At 63.6% G+C, this 14,060-nt stretch carries 15 protein-coding genes and 1 pseudogene; 11 read left to right on the top strand and 5 right to left on the bottom strand.

What is annotated here, in order from left to right; genetic code table 11:
• Positions 1 to 105 (top strand): annotated as a pseudogene (locus tag ACQCVD_RS13990) (IS982 family transposase); the annotation flags it as partial.
• Positions 106 to 355: 250 nt separating this feature from the next.
• Positions 356 to 1,459 (top strand): AI-2E family transporter, encoded by a 1,104-nt coding sequence (locus ACQCVD_RS13985; protein WP_426824391.1) that lies wholly within the window; start codon positions 356 to 358, stop codon positions 1,457 to 1,459.
• Positions 1,460 to 2,266: 807 nt separating this feature from the next.
• Here the strand turns inward: ACQCVD_RS13985 and ACQCVD_RS13980 are convergent.
• Positions 2,267 to 3,271 carry an ATP-grasp domain-containing protein gene (locus ACQCVD_RS13980; RefSeq protein WP_426824390.1) on the bottom strand — a complete coding sequence of 335 codons (1,005 nt, stop codon included), beginning with the start codon at positions 3,269 to 3,271 and terminating at the stop codon, positions 2,267 to 2,269.
• 152 nt (positions 3,272 to 3,423) lie between these two features.
• Here ACQCVD_RS13980 and panB point away from each other — a divergent pair, with 152 nt between their 5' ends.
• The 4 genes from panB to ACQCVD_RS13960 are packed head-to-tail and all read left to right on the top strand — an operon-like array spanning position 3,424 to position 6,172.
• Positions 3,424 to 4,245 (top strand): 3-methyl-2-oxobutanoate hydroxymethyltransferase, encoded by an 822-nt coding sequence (gene panB, locus ACQCVD_RS13975; RefSeq protein WP_426824389.1) that lies wholly within the window; start codon positions 3,424 to 3,426, stop codon positions 4,243 to 4,245.
• Positions 4,246 to 4,248: 3 nt separating this feature from the next.
• The gene (gene panC, locus ACQCVD_RS13970) at positions 4,249 to 5,121 is read left to right on the top strand and encodes a pantoate--beta-alanine ligase (protein ID WP_426824388.1); all 873 of its coding nucleotides are present in this window, start codon (positions 4,249 to 4,251) and stop codon (positions 5,119 to 5,121) included.
• Between the two features lie 50 nt (positions 5,122 to 5,171).
• Positions 5,172 to 5,579 (top strand): four-helix bundle copper-binding protein, encoded by a 408-nt coding sequence (locus ACQCVD_RS13965; RefSeq protein ID WP_426824387.1) that lies wholly within the window; start codon positions 5,172 to 5,174, stop codon positions 5,577 to 5,579.
• A gap of 35 nt (positions 5,580 to 5,614) precedes the next feature.
• Positions 5,615 to 6,172, top strand: a complete 558-nt coding sequence (locus tag ACQCVD_RS13960; protein ID WP_426824386.1) for a DUF421 domain-containing protein — start codon at positions 5,615 to 5,617, stop codon at positions 6,170 to 6,172.
• Between the two features lie 100 nt (positions 6,173 to 6,272).
• Here the strand turns inward: ACQCVD_RS13960 and ACQCVD_RS13955 are convergent, their stop codons facing one another.
• Together ACQCVD_RS13955 and ACQCVD_RS13950 are read right to left on the bottom strand one after the other, a co-directional pair.
• Positions 6,273 to 7,106 carry an IS5 family transposase gene (locus ACQCVD_RS13955; RefSeq protein ID WP_426824385.1) on the bottom strand — a complete coding sequence of 278 codons (834 nt, stop codon included), beginning with the start codon at positions 7,104 to 7,106 and terminating at the stop codon, positions 6,273 to 6,275.
• A 207-nt stretch (positions 7,107 to 7,313) separates the two neighbouring features.
• Positions 7,314 to 8,801 carry a sugar porter family MFS transporter gene (locus ACQCVD_RS13950; protein WP_426824384.1) on the bottom strand — a complete coding sequence of 496 codons (1,488 nt, stop codon included), beginning with the start codon at positions 8,799 to 8,801 and terminating at the stop codon, positions 7,314 to 7,316.
• Between the two features lie 595 nt (positions 8,802 to 9,396).
• On the opposite strand from ACQCVD_RS13950, the gene ACQCVD_RS13945 reads away from it, so the two are divergent.
• The 5 genes from ACQCVD_RS13945 (at position 9,397) to ACQCVD_RS13925 (ending at position 12,617) form a co-directional block, all read left to right on the top strand.
• Positions 9,397 to 10,323, top strand: coding sequence for a hypothetical protein (locus ACQCVD_RS13945; protein ID WP_426824383.1), 927 nt, complete (start codon positions 9,397 to 9,399; stop codon positions 10,321 to 10,323).
• Between the two features lie 118 nt (positions 10,324 to 10,441).
• Positions 10,442 to 10,759, top strand: a complete 318-nt coding sequence (locus ACQCVD_RS13940; RefSeq protein WP_426824382.1) for a monooxygenase — start codon at positions 10,442 to 10,444, stop codon at positions 10,757 to 10,759.
• 107 nt (positions 10,760 to 10,866) lie between these two features.
• Entirely contained in the window at positions 10,867 to 11,466 is a 600-nt protein-coding gene (locus ACQCVD_RS13935) for a PepSY domain-containing protein (RefSeq protein WP_426824381.1), read from the top strand.
• A gap of 309 nt (positions 11,467 to 11,775) precedes the next feature.
• A complete protein-coding gene (locus ACQCVD_RS13930) occupies positions 11,776 to 11,934 on the top strand; it encodes a hypothetical protein (protein WP_426824380.1) in 159 nt (52 codons plus the stop codon).
• 167 nt (positions 11,935 to 12,101) lie between these two features.
• Positions 12,102 to 12,617: a GNAT family N-acetyltransferase gene (locus tag ACQCVD_RS13925; protein WP_426824379.1), complete on the top strand. Its 516-nt coding sequence runs from the start codon at positions 12,102 to 12,104 to the stop codon at positions 12,615 to 12,617.
• On the opposite strand, the gene ACQCVD_RS13920 is transcribed toward ACQCVD_RS13925, so the two are convergent.
• Both ACQCVD_RS13920 and ACQCVD_RS13915 read right to left on the bottom strand, forming a co-directional pair.
• Entirely contained in the window at positions 12,614 to 13,279 is a 666-nt protein-coding gene (locus ACQCVD_RS13920) for a DUF1801 domain-containing protein (protein WP_426824378.1), read from the bottom strand. The two genes, ACQCVD_RS13925 and ACQCVD_RS13920, sit on opposite strands and share 4 nt — an antisense overlap.
• 36 nt (positions 13,280 to 13,315) lie before the next feature.
• Positions 13,316 to 13,870: a hypothetical protein gene (locus ACQCVD_RS13915; protein WP_426824377.1), complete on the bottom strand. Its 555-nt coding sequence runs from the start codon at positions 13,868 to 13,870 to the stop codon at positions 13,316 to 13,318.
• Positions 13,871 to 14,060 lie beyond the last annotated feature (190 nt).

Genomic DNA, 14,060 nt, shown 5'->3' with positions numbered 1-14,060 from the left:
ATCAGTCGGATTGTGCGGCGGTTGTTGGCGTTGACCGCGGTGATCTGGCATAACCACGCCACCGGCCAGCCGGTGCTGCGGTCACTGATCGCGTACGACCACTAAACCCCCGGAATCAATCATCTAGTCGATACACGTTCAGGCCCTGCCCTTCACCACCTGAAAGAAGAATGCTCTCCAACACAAATATCAGAACCGCATCTAGCTAATCAGCCGAACCGGGTGCACACTTATGACATGGTTCACTCCTTGCCTGGAGGGCGGCCAGGTGATCTCCCCGTTCCGCCGAGAACACCGAACCCCTGGTCCGATACCGTGGGACGGGCAGCTTCCCGCTGCGCCCAGATTCTGCTTATTGCCGCAGTGTGTGGGCGGGGTATGGCTCCTGCTGCGGGTCTCGGTGGTGGTCATCGCCGTGTTCGTGGCGCTGATTTTCGCTTCCGCCATTTACCCGCTGGTTCGGTGGCTCGTAGGTAAGGGCTGGTTTCGATTGCTGGCCACCACCGCCACATTCCTGGTGATCCTCGCTCTGCTGAGCGCGGTGGTCACCGGGATCGTTTTTGCTGTCCGCAGTGAATGGGACACGTTGTCCGTCTCAGCTGTCGCCGGCTGGCAACAGCTCCAGGGGTTCATCGCGTCGGGACCGCTGCCCATCGACACCTCAGCCGTGGACGACATCGCCCGCCGGGCCACTTCTTTCCTCACGGATGGCGCCTTCCTCGGCAGTGCCCTGACGGGGATCACCGCTGCCACCGAGTTCGGCACCGGGGCGATCCTCATGGTCATCATCTTGTTCTTCCTGCTCAAGGACGGGCCGAAGATCTGGAACTTCACCCTGCGTTGGTTCCGGAGTGACACCCGCGCGAAGCTTGCTGAATCCGGGGACCGGACCGTCCAGATTCTCGGTGGCTATGTGCGTGGGACCGTGATCATCAACCTCATCGAGGCAGTGCTGATCGGGGTGCCCCTGGCACTGCTCAGGGTCCCGTTGGCACTGCCGCTGGCGGTCATCGTGTTTGTGCTGGGTTTCCTGCCGATCATCGGCGCCACTTTCGCCACCGCGCTGGCTGCGCTGGTGGCCCTGGTGACCAACGGGGTCGTCGTCGCGCTCATCGTCATCGCACTCGCCGTCGCCGTCAACCAACTTGAGGGGCATCTGCTTCAGCCGGTCATTATGGGACGTACTCTGAGTCTGCACGCGATCGTCGTACTACTGGCCCTTGCCGTCGGCACGCTGGTTGGCGGCTTTTTCGGCGCGGTTCTCGCTGTGCCGCTGGCCGCCGTGGATTGGGCTCTGCTTCAGGTGTGGACGGACGCCTACCAGATCGGCGATGACCCGGTGTTGGGGGAGGATCCGGTCAACCCCAAGACTCGCGTGGAGGCGAAGGCGAGCATGGCGGAACTGTGGAAATACCGGAAGATGCGTTACCGGCCGCGCCTCGCGAGGCGTCGGCGGTGATCTTTACCGGGTAAAGGGTACTGCCATTGACCGGCGGCTCTTTCCCCGGATCAGGATAGCGTCGCGAGGAGGCCAAGACGGATAGCCCACCCCGTGACATAGGGCGAGAGGTAAGCGTGTCAGAGCGCAGTATGCGCAGTACAGAACGAGTCATCGTCCGGGAAGGTGTAGATGGATTTTCCAGTAGATGACTGAGGTTGGTCCTTTCCATACATCGTCTCTTCTACGCCTCTTCAGTCTGGCGCGGAACCGTCTTGGTGTGATTGTGCCAGGGACAACGCTGCTACTGCCGCACTCCGGTGGGCGGGCACCTCGTTGCTTTTTGCGCTCATGGTCACGGATCCGAACAGCAGGGTCTGCTGTCTTCTACGCGTGCTCCGTACTTCAGCGGTAGCGGATAGTCAGTTGGCCCAGGATCTCCACCGGGAGCGGGAGCGAATTCATCGTCAGATTCTCGCCCAGCAGCAGACCCTGCGAGCACTGGACGAGGTCATCGATACTGCTGAGCTCATCCCCCAGTCTCCGGGGTCGGCGACGCCTATCTGAATGAGCAGATAAAAGGCATCCATGACGCTGTTGGGGATACCCCGCGGATGGGCACCCCCAGGAGAATCCTATTTGCGGCAGCACCGTTAGCGGTCAGTAGTCGCTTTCCCATACTTAGTCAGCAGGAGCTGACTGAGCAAACATCTTCTGGCTCTGACATGCTCTCACGCGCAGGTCAGGCCCAGTGCCCCTCTTGGCCCAGGAAAGAAGAGGGGGACACGCTCGAAACTGTCTCATCAGGACATATCTAAGAGACACATCCTAACTATCTGCCGCCCGAATCTTTCCCTGCTTGCTGCGGTGGAACAACGCCGGGTCGTTGTCCAGCTGGTCATAGACCATCTCCGGCCGCCAGGTGGACAATGCAGATTCCCAGTCGTGGACGAGGGCGGTGAGGAAGCTGGCCACCTCCGCCAGCACCGGAGGTTCGCAGGTCGGGCAGGAGTTGATCTCGTAGATCACCAGCTCGCCCGTCGCCTGATTCTCGGCGACGTCCACCCCACAGATCAGGGTGCCCGCAGCCTTCGACGCCTGCTCCGCCAGCTCAGCGATCTCCTCGGTCAGCGGACACATCGCCAAGCCTCCGCCGGCCCGTACATTGGTGATCCACTCCCCGGCAGGCGCGTACCGGTAGATCGCGAATACAGCATGATGGTTCACGGTGTAGACGCGGATGTCCCTTCCGGGGTTGTCGATCCAGGGCACGGCGTAGTAGTCCGCCCCCTGCGTTTCCAGTTCCGTGACAAATTCCTGGAACTCCCCGGCACCATCGAGCTTCCGCAGTCCCCGACCGCCGAACCCGACCAGAGGTTTGATCACCGCGGGGCCATCCAATTTCTCCAGCCAATCGGCTAGCGGCCCGGGATCCCGCCCGCTGATCACCGGGTACCGCAGCACTCCCCCGGCACTCAGCAGGGAGCTGTCCAGATACTTGTTCTGGGCGCGGAACAGGGTCAGCGTCTGATTGATCACCGGAATGCCGGCCCGCTGGAGGACATCGAGCTGCGCCATACCCTCGATCAGCAGCTCATCCAGCACCCATCCCACCACCAGGTCAGGCGCCAGTGGCCGCCCGGCCACGCTGAAACTGATCTCCGTCCCGTCCATGTGAGTGACCAGGTCATGAGGATGCACCCGCACCACTCCCACCCCGCATTCACGGATGGCAGGAAAGAGCAGGTCATGGTCTTCTTCGTCAATATCATCACCCAGGAACACCACCAGGGGGCGGTCCGGGTTCATAGGGTCATCGAGTCTGCTCTGCATCGCGATCCTCCCTCTCCTCAGGAAACCCCAACCTATACGAGTTCCCGCATGCGTGGCGGTCCGGAGGACATCACCCCACAAAGTGCCTGATTCGATCCAGAATCCCCGGAATTCCTGGGGATTTTCTCAGTTCCGGACCTATACTCGTCGGCATGACCGGCATCGATGCACCCCGGGTCCGCACCCGGCATTTCGCCCAGGCCAAGGCCACAGGCCACAAGATTTCCGCGTTGACCAGCTATGACGCGATGACAGCCGCCATCTTCGACGAAGCTGGCATTGACCTGCTGTTGGTCGGGGACTCCGCGGCGAATGTCGTACTGGGCCGCGAAACCACGCTGTCGGTGACCACCGAGGAAATGATCACCATGGCCCGAGCGGTTTCCGGAGCCACCAGGCGCGCGCTCGTGGTGGTGGACCTACCCTTCGGCACCTACGAGGCCGAGGAACGTCAGGCCGTGGACACTGCCGTCCGTTTCATGAAGGAGACCGGGGTCGCGGCCGTCAAGGTCGAGGGCGGCACCGAGATGGCGGGCACCATCCGCCGCATCGTCGACGCCGGCATCCCCGTGGTCGGCCACATCGGATTCACCCCACAGTCCGAGCACGCCCTCGGCGGCGCCGTGATCCAGGGCCGCGGTGCGGCCGCGGAGAAACTGCGTGCCGACGCCCGCGCGGTCCAGGAGGCAGGTGCCTTCGCCGTCGTACTGGAGATGGTGCCGGCACAGGTTGCCACGGACATCACCGCGGAACTGGACATCGTCACCATCGGCATCGGCGCAGGCAACGGTACGGATGGCCAGGTGCTGGTCTGGCAGGACGCCTTCGGCCTGAACCGGGGACGCACCGCGCGTTTCGTCCGGCAGTACGCCGACCTGGGGTCCCAGCTTCTCGACGCCGCGAAGCACTACGCCGCGGACGTCGGCAACGGCCAGTTCCCCGCCGCCGCCGAATCCTACGAGGACACGAAGTAGACCATGGCGTTCATCACTCGCACGGCTGCGCAGCTGCGCAGCGAAATCTCCCGCCGCGGTCCCGCGGATAACTCGGTGGCCCTGGTACCCACGATGGGTGCCCTGCACGAGGGGCACGCCGCCCTGGTCTCCCAGGCGAGGGAGGAAAACGACCTCGTGGTGGTCAGCATCTTCGTCAATCCGCTGCAGTTCGAGAACCTCGGCGACTGCGAGGACTACCGGAACTACCCCCGCCAGCTCGACCAGGATGTGGCGCTGCTGTCAGAGCTGGGGGCGGACATCGTCTTTGCCCCGGACACCGAGGCCATGTACCCGGATGGTCAGCCGATGGTCTGGGTGCGCACCGGTCGGCTGGGGGACCGTCTGGAAGGCGCCAGCCGTCCCGGTCACTTCGACGGGGTGGCGACGGTCGTCGCCAAGCTCTTCCATCTCTGTCGACCGGACCGCGCCTACTTCGGGCAGAAGGACGCCCAGCAGGTCGCGGTCATCAACCGTATGGTTGCGGATCTGGATTTCGACGTGGAAGTCGTGCCGGTGCCCATCATCCGCGCCGCCGATGGGCTGGCGGAGTCCAGCCGCAATCAGCGGCTGAGCAGCACGGACCGGCAGCACGCGCTGGCGCTGTCGCAGGCTCTGTTCACCCTCCGGGACCGGGCGGTGGCCGGGCAACCGCTGCGTTCCGGGGAGATTAGTGCGCAGCTGCGCACCACGGCGGGGGTCACCCTCGATCACCTAGAGATCGTGGATCCGGCGACCCTGGAACCGCTCGCCGATGAGACCGCCCTGGGCCGTCCCGCCCTGGCACTGGTGGCTGCCCAGGTGGGCCCGGTCCGGTTGATCGATAACCTGCGGTTGGAACCACCGGCTGCGAGCTAGGACACATCGGTCTACCCTCGGGTCCACCACCCCGAGATAAGGAGAAGACCATGAATGACACCTCCGCAATGCTGTCCACCCACCCCGTCGCCGCCGATGATCTCGATGTGAACCTGCTCGCCGAGGCCATTGACGCCTGCCTCGCGTGTGCCCAGACCTGCACCTCCTGCGCGGACGCCTGCCTGGCCGAGGATGACGTGGCGAAGCTGCGGGACTGCATCCGCACGGATCTGGACTGCGCCGATATCTGCGCCACCACCGCCCGCGTGCTCAGCCGTCGCACCGGCGAAAACACCGAGGTGGTCAAGGCGCTGCTGAGCGCCTGCCGCACCGCGTGCGGCAACTGTGCCGAGGACTGCGAAAGCCACGCTGAGCACCATGCCCACTGCAAGATCTGCGCGGACGCCTGCCGGCGCTGCGAAAAGGCCTGCGGGGAGCTGCTCGCTGCCCTGAGCTGACCGTCCCGGCAGGACCGCCGCGTAACATCGCCTCAGTGAGTACCGTGTCAGAGCTGTCCGAACGGATCCTCAGCGAACTCGGCATCGAGCTGTGGCGCATCCCCGTGGTGATCCTCTCGTCGGTGGGGATCTACCTGGGGTTCCTGCTACTCGTCCGGATCTTCGGCCCCCGGGTGCTGTCTCGGTTGACCATCTTCGACGCCGTCGTGGTGGTCATGTTCGGAGCCGTGGCCGGGCGGGTGGTGCTCGGCCACCCACCCAGCCTGGCGGCCGGGTTGATCGGCTTGGCCACGTTGATGTTCATGGAAGCGCTCTTCGGGCTCGCCAGGTCAGTCAGTGGCCTGCGCTCGCTGCTCCAGGGCGGTCCCGTAGTGGTGCTGGCCAACGGCTCCTACCTGGACGAGGAGATGCGGCGCAGCCATCTGTCCCGCGATGACATCAACGCGGCGCTGCGCAGCGCCGGCGTGACCGCTGTGGCGGATGTCCGGGCGGTGATCGCGGAGCCCAGTGGCGGGTTGTCCATCTACCGCACCGGGCAGCCTATCGATCCGCAACTGCTCGAGGGGGTCCGCGGTGCCGAACTCCTGGAGTGATCTCCCGATTCGACCTTGTGGTGATCGCAGTGCCGAGCGCCGCGGGGAAACAAGGGCAGAAACTGCGCCGAAGATCAGTTAGAGATTGCGCGGATAGAGGTCATGGTCGTCGGGTAGGTCGGGTGTCCCAACGGTAGGTGGTCCACGCTTCTCGGATGAGGCGACGGATGATGATCACGGCGTTGGCTAGGGCGATGAATGCCTCCACGACCCGGGCACGCCGCTCTGTGCATATCTGCAGTTTCTTGAAGCCCCGGTTGTGCCAGGAGTTCGTGCGCTCGACCACCCAGCGGGCACCGGCCTGTAAGGGCTCGCCCTTCTTACTGATTACCCAGTCGCAGCCGAGTTCGTCGAGCAGGGTCCGAGTCTTGTTTGAATCGTACCCAGCATCCAGATGTACCGTGATCTCCTCGGGCAGGTAAAACTCGAACCGGTCGAGCTTTTCCAACGTCGGCCGCAACAACGGTGAGTCATGCCGGTTCGCCCCGATGATTACACACCCCAACGGCAGACCGTTACCGTCGACGAGCAAAGAGCGCTTAGTGCCCTGTTTGCCCCGGTCAACCGGGGATCTTCCGGCGACCTCCCCGCCGCAGGGAGCCTTGACGATGCACCCGTCCACACTCAGATTCTCCAGGTCGAGGCCGACAATCCGGTCATAGAACTCCAGGCACAATTGTTCCAGTCGGGTGAAGATACCGGCGGCGATCCACTCATCCCGACGGGTGCGCAGAGTCGTGGCCGAGCAGGTCGTGTCGGCGATTTTGTTGTAGGAGGCACCGAGGACGAGGACCTGGATGAGCTTGTCGAAGACGATCCGGTCCGCGATCCTCTGCCGGTGACATGCCCACGGATGAGATATTTCCCGGGTGGGGATCAGCGCGGCGAACTGGTCGAAGAGGGGGTTCATGATGAATGATGGAACGGCAGGCACGAGTGCTCCTGAAGTATCTACGTTTTCTTGGTCGAATCCGTATGTACCAGGCCTCGTGCCTGCCCCTGTTCACAACACCCCGCGGCCCCCTCTATCCGCGCAATCTCTTAATCCCTTATCCGATATCTGTGTGCTCCAGAGAGATGGGATCGCGGCCTACCCTGGGGCTATAGGCACCTGGCCGGTCATTTCCGCTGAACCGCTCCCCTACCGGTTCTGCTTCTGCGACCCATCCGCCGGGAAGTTCTGGCTGACCCCTGACCTCGGGGTCTTCTCTGTGAAGTCGGCCATCGCCTCAAGCTGTCTGCCGTTGGTTTCCGGTACGAGGAAGAACACGAAGACGAACGACAGCAGCGCAAAGAGACCGTAGAGCCCGTAAGCCAGTTGGAGACCGGTATCCGCGAGCGAGGGGAAGGTGGCGCTGACTGCGAAGTTCGCCAGCCACTGGGCGGCACCCGCAACCCCGATCGCATAAGCCCGGATGCGGTTGGGGAACATCTCGCCCAACAGCACCCAGACCGCCGGGCCCCAGCTGATGCCGAAGCCGATGACGAAGAGATTGGCTGCCACCAGGGCAATCGGGCCCCAGGAGCCGGGCAGCACCGGCTCGCCGTCCACGATATAGGCCTGGGAGAACGCCACCGCCATGGTTGCCAGGGTCACCGTCATGATCGCGGCGCCCGTCAGCAGCAGTCGGCGGCGGCCGACCTTGTCGATCAGCATGATGGCAATGATGGTGGCGACGATATTGGTCACCGCGGTGATCACCGAAATGGTGAAAGAATCGCCCTCCTGGAAGCCGACAGCCTGCCACAGTGTCGTGGAGTAGTAGAAGATGACGTTGATGCCCACGAGCTGCTGGAAAACCGAGAGCAGGATGCCGATCCACACCACCGGCAGCAGCCCGTAACGGCCGCCGAGCAGGTCCCGGAAGCTCTGGCGCCGTTCCAGTTTGACGGTGTCGAGCATGGCGTCGATCCTCGCGTCCATCGCGGCCTCATCCCGCATGCCGACGACCTCGTGCAGGACCACCCGGGCGTCGTCGCTACGCCCCCGGGAAGCGAGGTAGCGCGGTGATTCCGGCAGGCCAGCGGCCAGGATGCCGTAGATCAGGGAGGGGACAGCAGCGGACATCAGCATCCAGCGCCAGGCGGGAAGCCCGAACCACAGTTCCTCCGCTGCACCGCCCGCGACCCGGGCCAGCAGCGCGCTGGTCAGCAGAGCGATGAAGATGCCGAGCACCACGGCCATCTGCTGCGCCGTGCCCAACCGACCCCGATGTTTCGCGGGTGACACCTCCGCGATGTAGCCCGGCGCGATGACGGAGGCGAAGCCGATGCCCACGCCGCCCAGGAACCGCCAGATGATCAGATCGATCACGCCGAAGGCCAGACCCGCGCCGATTGAGGAGATGAAGAGGATCACGGCGGCGACGAGCATCGTTTTCACCCGACCGATGCGGTCGGCGCAGATACCGGCCGTCCAGGCGCCGACGCCGGCCCCCAGGAGTGCACAGGAGACCACAAATCCCAGGACTGTGGGATGCAGGGAGAACTGGTCGCGGATGGCCTCGACCGTGCCATTGACGATGGAACTGTCAAAACCGAAGAGGAGTCCGCCGAGGGCGGCGGTGATGACGGTCCAGATCAGTTTCGGACTGACACGTTCGTCAGAGACAGTGAGGGGCTCTGCCATGGGAAGTTGTCATTTCTAGTTGGCCGATAGGGATAGCTCGAACGTACTACTCAAGGACCCGGCCCCGAATGGCGGCACGTGGCATGTGTCGACGCCCCAGGATCTGCCGAGTGGGAGCACCAGTGCACAGCGAGGTGCCCTGCTCGGCGGACCCTTTACCGCTTCGGCTACCAGATCAAGTTAAGTACCTAAACTTGAGAAGTTATCGTGAGTGCCATCACAAGTAAAGGTACGTTTATTTCCGCGATGGCCCCCCACAGCCGCACAGAGAGCACCCGACCGCACAGTCATACGTGTGTGAACTGGGGAAAGAGCGGCTTCCCCATTACCGGCAGGTCGGAGGATGTCAGAAATCTCACTATCGACGTCCCGGCAGAAATTCCGCCGGGCTCGAGGGGCGACACCGCCACCCGGGAGACCATCCTGCGGCCCATCGTCGAGGATGAGTACGGCGGGGTAATGGAGAAACGGCCAGCCTCGAGCGCTACCCGCAGCCAGCTTCCGGAGCACCCCAGTTACTGAGTGACGTCATGCTGGGACCAGTCACACCCCGAACTCACGTTCCAATGTCCACCCGACGTTCTACGGTCAGGGCATGATCGACATAAAGAAGCTGACGCTGGCCACCGCAGGAGTGCTCGCAATGGGACTGACCGCCTGCACCACCGAGGACACACCGCCACCCGGGTCTCAGACGGCGGTCACGTCCGACCCATCCCGGGAAGACACGACCAGCGAACCTGCCGGTTCGACGGCAGCAACGGAACCGACGACAGTGGATCCCGAACGCTTCCGCGTCAGTGGGAACTACATCTTCGACTATGAGATGCAGGACAGCTCCACCGGCACCTGCCTGGTCACGACAGATGGGGTGACCTGCACCGGCCTCGCCGGCAAGGAAATTCCCGAAGTTTCCATCCCACCTTTTGACCCCCAGCATCCGGGGGCGGTTTCGGCCAGCGCGGAAGGCCTCCACTACACCATCTCCGAGGGAGTCCCGCCCGCCCCCGCACAGCTGGAACCGGGCAAACGACTTGAGGTCGGTTCGGTCACCTGTGAGGTCTCCCGGGACAACGACGTCTCCTGCGGAATCCGGGACAACTCATTCACGATCTCCGGGCAGGACCGGCTGATCACCACCTCCGGTAAGGTCACCGATCCGTACGGCGGCAGCTCCGCTGCCCAAACCCCGGAGGAGACCGTCGAAGCCACCCCCGGCGAAAACTATGGTGCCGATCTGGACGTCCCCGCAACCCCGGGGACGATGTGCGGTGCAACTGGAACAACAACCCTGGTAAAGGTCGAACAGGGCAGCCTCTCCTGCAATGAGGCCGCTGCGGTCATCGACGAATACCGTGACCGCGTGCAGCAGGAAGGCAGCGGGAATGCCATGTATGTCGAGCTCGGCGGATGGGTCTGCTCCACCCCAACGGCAGGGCGCTCTGCCCAGCTGCGCGCCGCTGAAATCTGTGAACGTACCGGCGACGCCGCGCGGCTGTTGACTCCGGCCGGTTCTCGGTGACTACTGCGCGACCAGGTTGGCCGGTCCCGCCGCGCACCCCGGGCTCCATCCCCGTGAACTGCAACAGCACCTAGAATCGACGGACACTGCACCCCGACTCAAATGGAGGAAACCTGCCATGGCTACCCTGATTGTCTTCGAGTTTCCGTCTACCGGCCCCTTTGGCTCCGAAGCCGCCGGTGCCTACCGCGACCTCGCCAACGACATCGCCGAGCAAACCGGGCTCATCTGGAAGGTCTGGACTGAGGATCCCGTCCGGCAGGTTGCCGGCGGGGTGTACCTCTTCCGGGACTCCGCCACCGCCTCCGATTACGTGGCCATGCACACCCGCCGCCTTGAGGGGTTCGGTATCACTGACATCTCCGCCACCACCTACGAGGTCAACGAGGAGCTCTCCCGCGCTGATCATGCGGTGCTCTCCCGCCCTGGCAACTAGTCGATAAGTCCTCATGCCAGTTTTGTTTTGCCCACCTATGCTGGGGCGGTGAAGCAGGAGCGCGGCATCCCGCCGGCTCCCTCGATGACATTAGGAGTGAGTACACCATGAAGTCACGTTCTATCCTCACCATAGGCATCGCACTCGGGGCCTCGCTTTTCCTGGCCGCCTGCTCCGGCACCGAAGAGACCTCCTCCCCGGAGACAGTGACCCAGACGGCTGATCAGGACGCCACTGAAACCACCACGGCCAACGACACGACGACCAGCGAAGACACCAGCGCCGACACCACCACTTCAGCGACCGATACCACCGAGCAGCAGAATGGGGATGACCCGGTCTTCGCCGCCATCGACGCAGTCCTGGCCGAGCACGCCGACGGCATCATCGTGGACATCGACCGCGAGGACGACCGTGAAATCTATGACATCGATGTCGTCGTGGGCAATGAAGTCATCGAGCTCGAGGTCGATGGTGACGGCACGATCCGCGAGGACGACCGCGAAGGCGACGACGATGATGTCCGCGAGGCCCAGGACGCCACCGTGACCGCGGCCGACGCCATCCGTGACGCCCTGAACCAGCACCCCGAAGGTGTTCTGGACGAGGCTCAGCTCGATGAGGACGACGGCCGTCTGAACTGGGAGATTGACCTGGATGACGCTGACCGCAACGACCTGGCGGAGCTGTCCCTGCCAGCCAACTAAAGCGGCAACCTACTACCCCTGAGTATCATCCTCTCGGCGTCCCGGCATCCTGCAGGGACGCCGGTTTTCCTTTTCGCACCCCTGGAAAAGGGTGGACGAACCCGCAAAATCAGGAAAAGTAGACCGCCCTGTCTCTCCTTGTCTCCGCTCTCCTGTCCCTATTTCACCCCCTTCTCACGCCCCACTGCCCGATTCACCCCCGGATGAGCACCGTTTCCAACATTTCTTCTCATTCCCTGGCTCGCTTGGGGGAAGCCGCATAACCTGCTCCCTAAAGCGAAACCGACACGAAACAAGGAGCGGCAGAACATGAGCACCATCACCCTTGACAGCATCGGCGCCGCGCAGGTTCCGGAAGATGAGCAGGTCAGTACGGAGCGCAACTGGATATCCCAGGCCCCGCTAGCCACGCTGGCGGCATGTGCCTCGGCACTTGTGCTCTACATGAATTCCCGGCGCGAGTCCTGATTTTTTCACCCCCGGAGGGCGGTTCGGCGTTCCAGAGCTTAGCTCCTCCACAGGAGCCGGTCCCGGCCCCGCCATCGAGTGCCACCCGCTGGTACGGCTGCGAGCTTTCTGCGCCTACCGTCCGACCGACTCTCCATAATGACCACCACGGCCTAGAATCCGGAGACATGGACAAGTTGTTGATCCGGCGCGAAGCCGAAGAGGACATCCCCGCGATCCGTCGCCTCGTGTTCAACTCCTACGCCGACAAGGATGACGAGGCCATCCGGCGCGAGGAACAGGCCGTGGAGACACTGCGTGATGCGGACGTCCTTTCAGTCTCCCTCGTCGCGATCAGCATTCCGAACATCGTCGGCTATATCGCGGCCTCTCCGGTCAAGATCGCGGACGGCACCGGCGGCTGGTACGGCCTCGGCCCGGTGGCCGTGGATCCGGAGCACCGCAACTCCGGCATTGGTCGTGCCCTGATGAGCGCTGCACTGGAGGCCCTGCAGGAGGGTGGGGCCGGTGGAGTCGTTTCCCTGGGAGATCCCGCGTTCTACCGGCGTTTCGACTTCGACCACATCACCGGCCTCTACTATCCGGGAGCGCCCGAGGGCGATCTGCTCGCCCGTCACCTCGGAGACAACACCGCGCCCCAGGGCGCGGTGGCCTATCACTCCGCTTTCGATGAGCTGATCTAGCCACCCTGGCCATTCCGCTGCCAGGCAGCGGCGATCATGCCCTCAAGCACCATGAGGTCGATGTCCTCTGGCTTGTTGATGTAGATGCAGCCCGCTCCGACAGTGTGCTTTCCCAGCTTGTCCAGCTGCTTCCCCACCTCTGGGCCCTTGAGCCCGTAGAGGGAGATCGCGGCTTTTCGTGGACTGAAGCCGACGGCGAACCAGTCCCCCTCCCGACCGGTGGGGGACTCATAGTGCACTTCGCCGTAACCGATCATCGATGCACCCCACATCACCGGCTCCGCCCCAGTCACCCTGCCGAAGAGCTCAAGCAGCTGACGGCCATGCCGGACCCGGCGCGGGGTGTCCAGCCCCTCAATGTATTCGACCGCATCCACTCCCGTGGGTCGGGTCTTGATGTCCGCGGCATTCTTCCCGGTGTGGCCGGCGGTGGTCCGCATGGCCCTGGGTTGCAGCTCCGGAATGTTCCCCGCCATGCTCAGGCCGCGCTCCACCAGGGCGGCCTGGAGCCGTTCCAGCCCGCGCTCACCGACGCCGTGGAGCTCCGCCAGTTCGGCGTAGTTCACACCGTGTAGCGACTCCAGATCCGGGTAACCGGCGCCCACCAGGGCACGGTGCAGGGGCCGGGCAGTGCCCGCGATCCGGTCGAAGCTGGTGCTCATGCTTCGCAGTGTAGAACAGGGGCCGGACATTCACCGTCAGAGTGCGACTTCCCGCCGTTCGAACTCATAACGGCGGTGCTGGTTCTCCTGATAGCTGTGCCGCGGCAGCAGGTCCGGCTCCACTTCAGCCCTGGCCCCGGCACGCATCCGCACCTCTCCACCCACGGTGGCAGCGCGATGGATGATCAGGTCCTGCCCGTTGTCGAGCACGAATCGCAGGCCACCATCCCGCCACCAATCCCACTCCGGTTGATCCGTGTTCCTGTCGATCGCGGAGATCCGGTCCTGGATCCGGTGGATCGCCGTGATTCCTCCGGTCAGTTCGTGAAGGTCGGACTCGACTCCGGGGAAGTCCCCGCCCTGGGGAAAGACCTTGAGCAGGGACTCGACGTTCTCGAAGCCGGCGTCGAATGCAACCACGGTCTCCTCATACTCCAGCTGCACCCAACCCTGATCCAGCTTCAGCCACACCCCGAAGGCCGCGACCCCCTCATCGATCTCCAGATCGCTGCCGTAGGCCGACAGTTGCTGGCCGATCAGTTGCTGCAGCGTGTCCACGCTGCCGATATCCAGGTAGGTTTCGGTGGTCATGCCCAGTTCCTTCCGGTAGTTCGCTTCCTCTTCCCCATCAGGCTATCGGGTTCACCCCACCCAGCTGCCCGATTCGCGGCAGCAACACCATGGCGTGACTGCTACCGCAGGTTCCCCCAGGTTTTCCTTTCCGTGGATCACCCGGATCAGACCGACACCCCTCCCGTAGCGCGGACAACGAAACTGAGGA

This window comes from Corynebacterium halotolerans, assembly GCF_050107895.1.
Lineage (GTDB): Bacteria > Actinomycetota > Actinomycetes > Mycobacteriales > Mycobacteriaceae > Corynebacterium > Corynebacterium halotolerans_B.
Note: the sequence above shows the minus strand (reverse complement) of the source record. Positions and strands in the feature narration are given on the sequence as shown.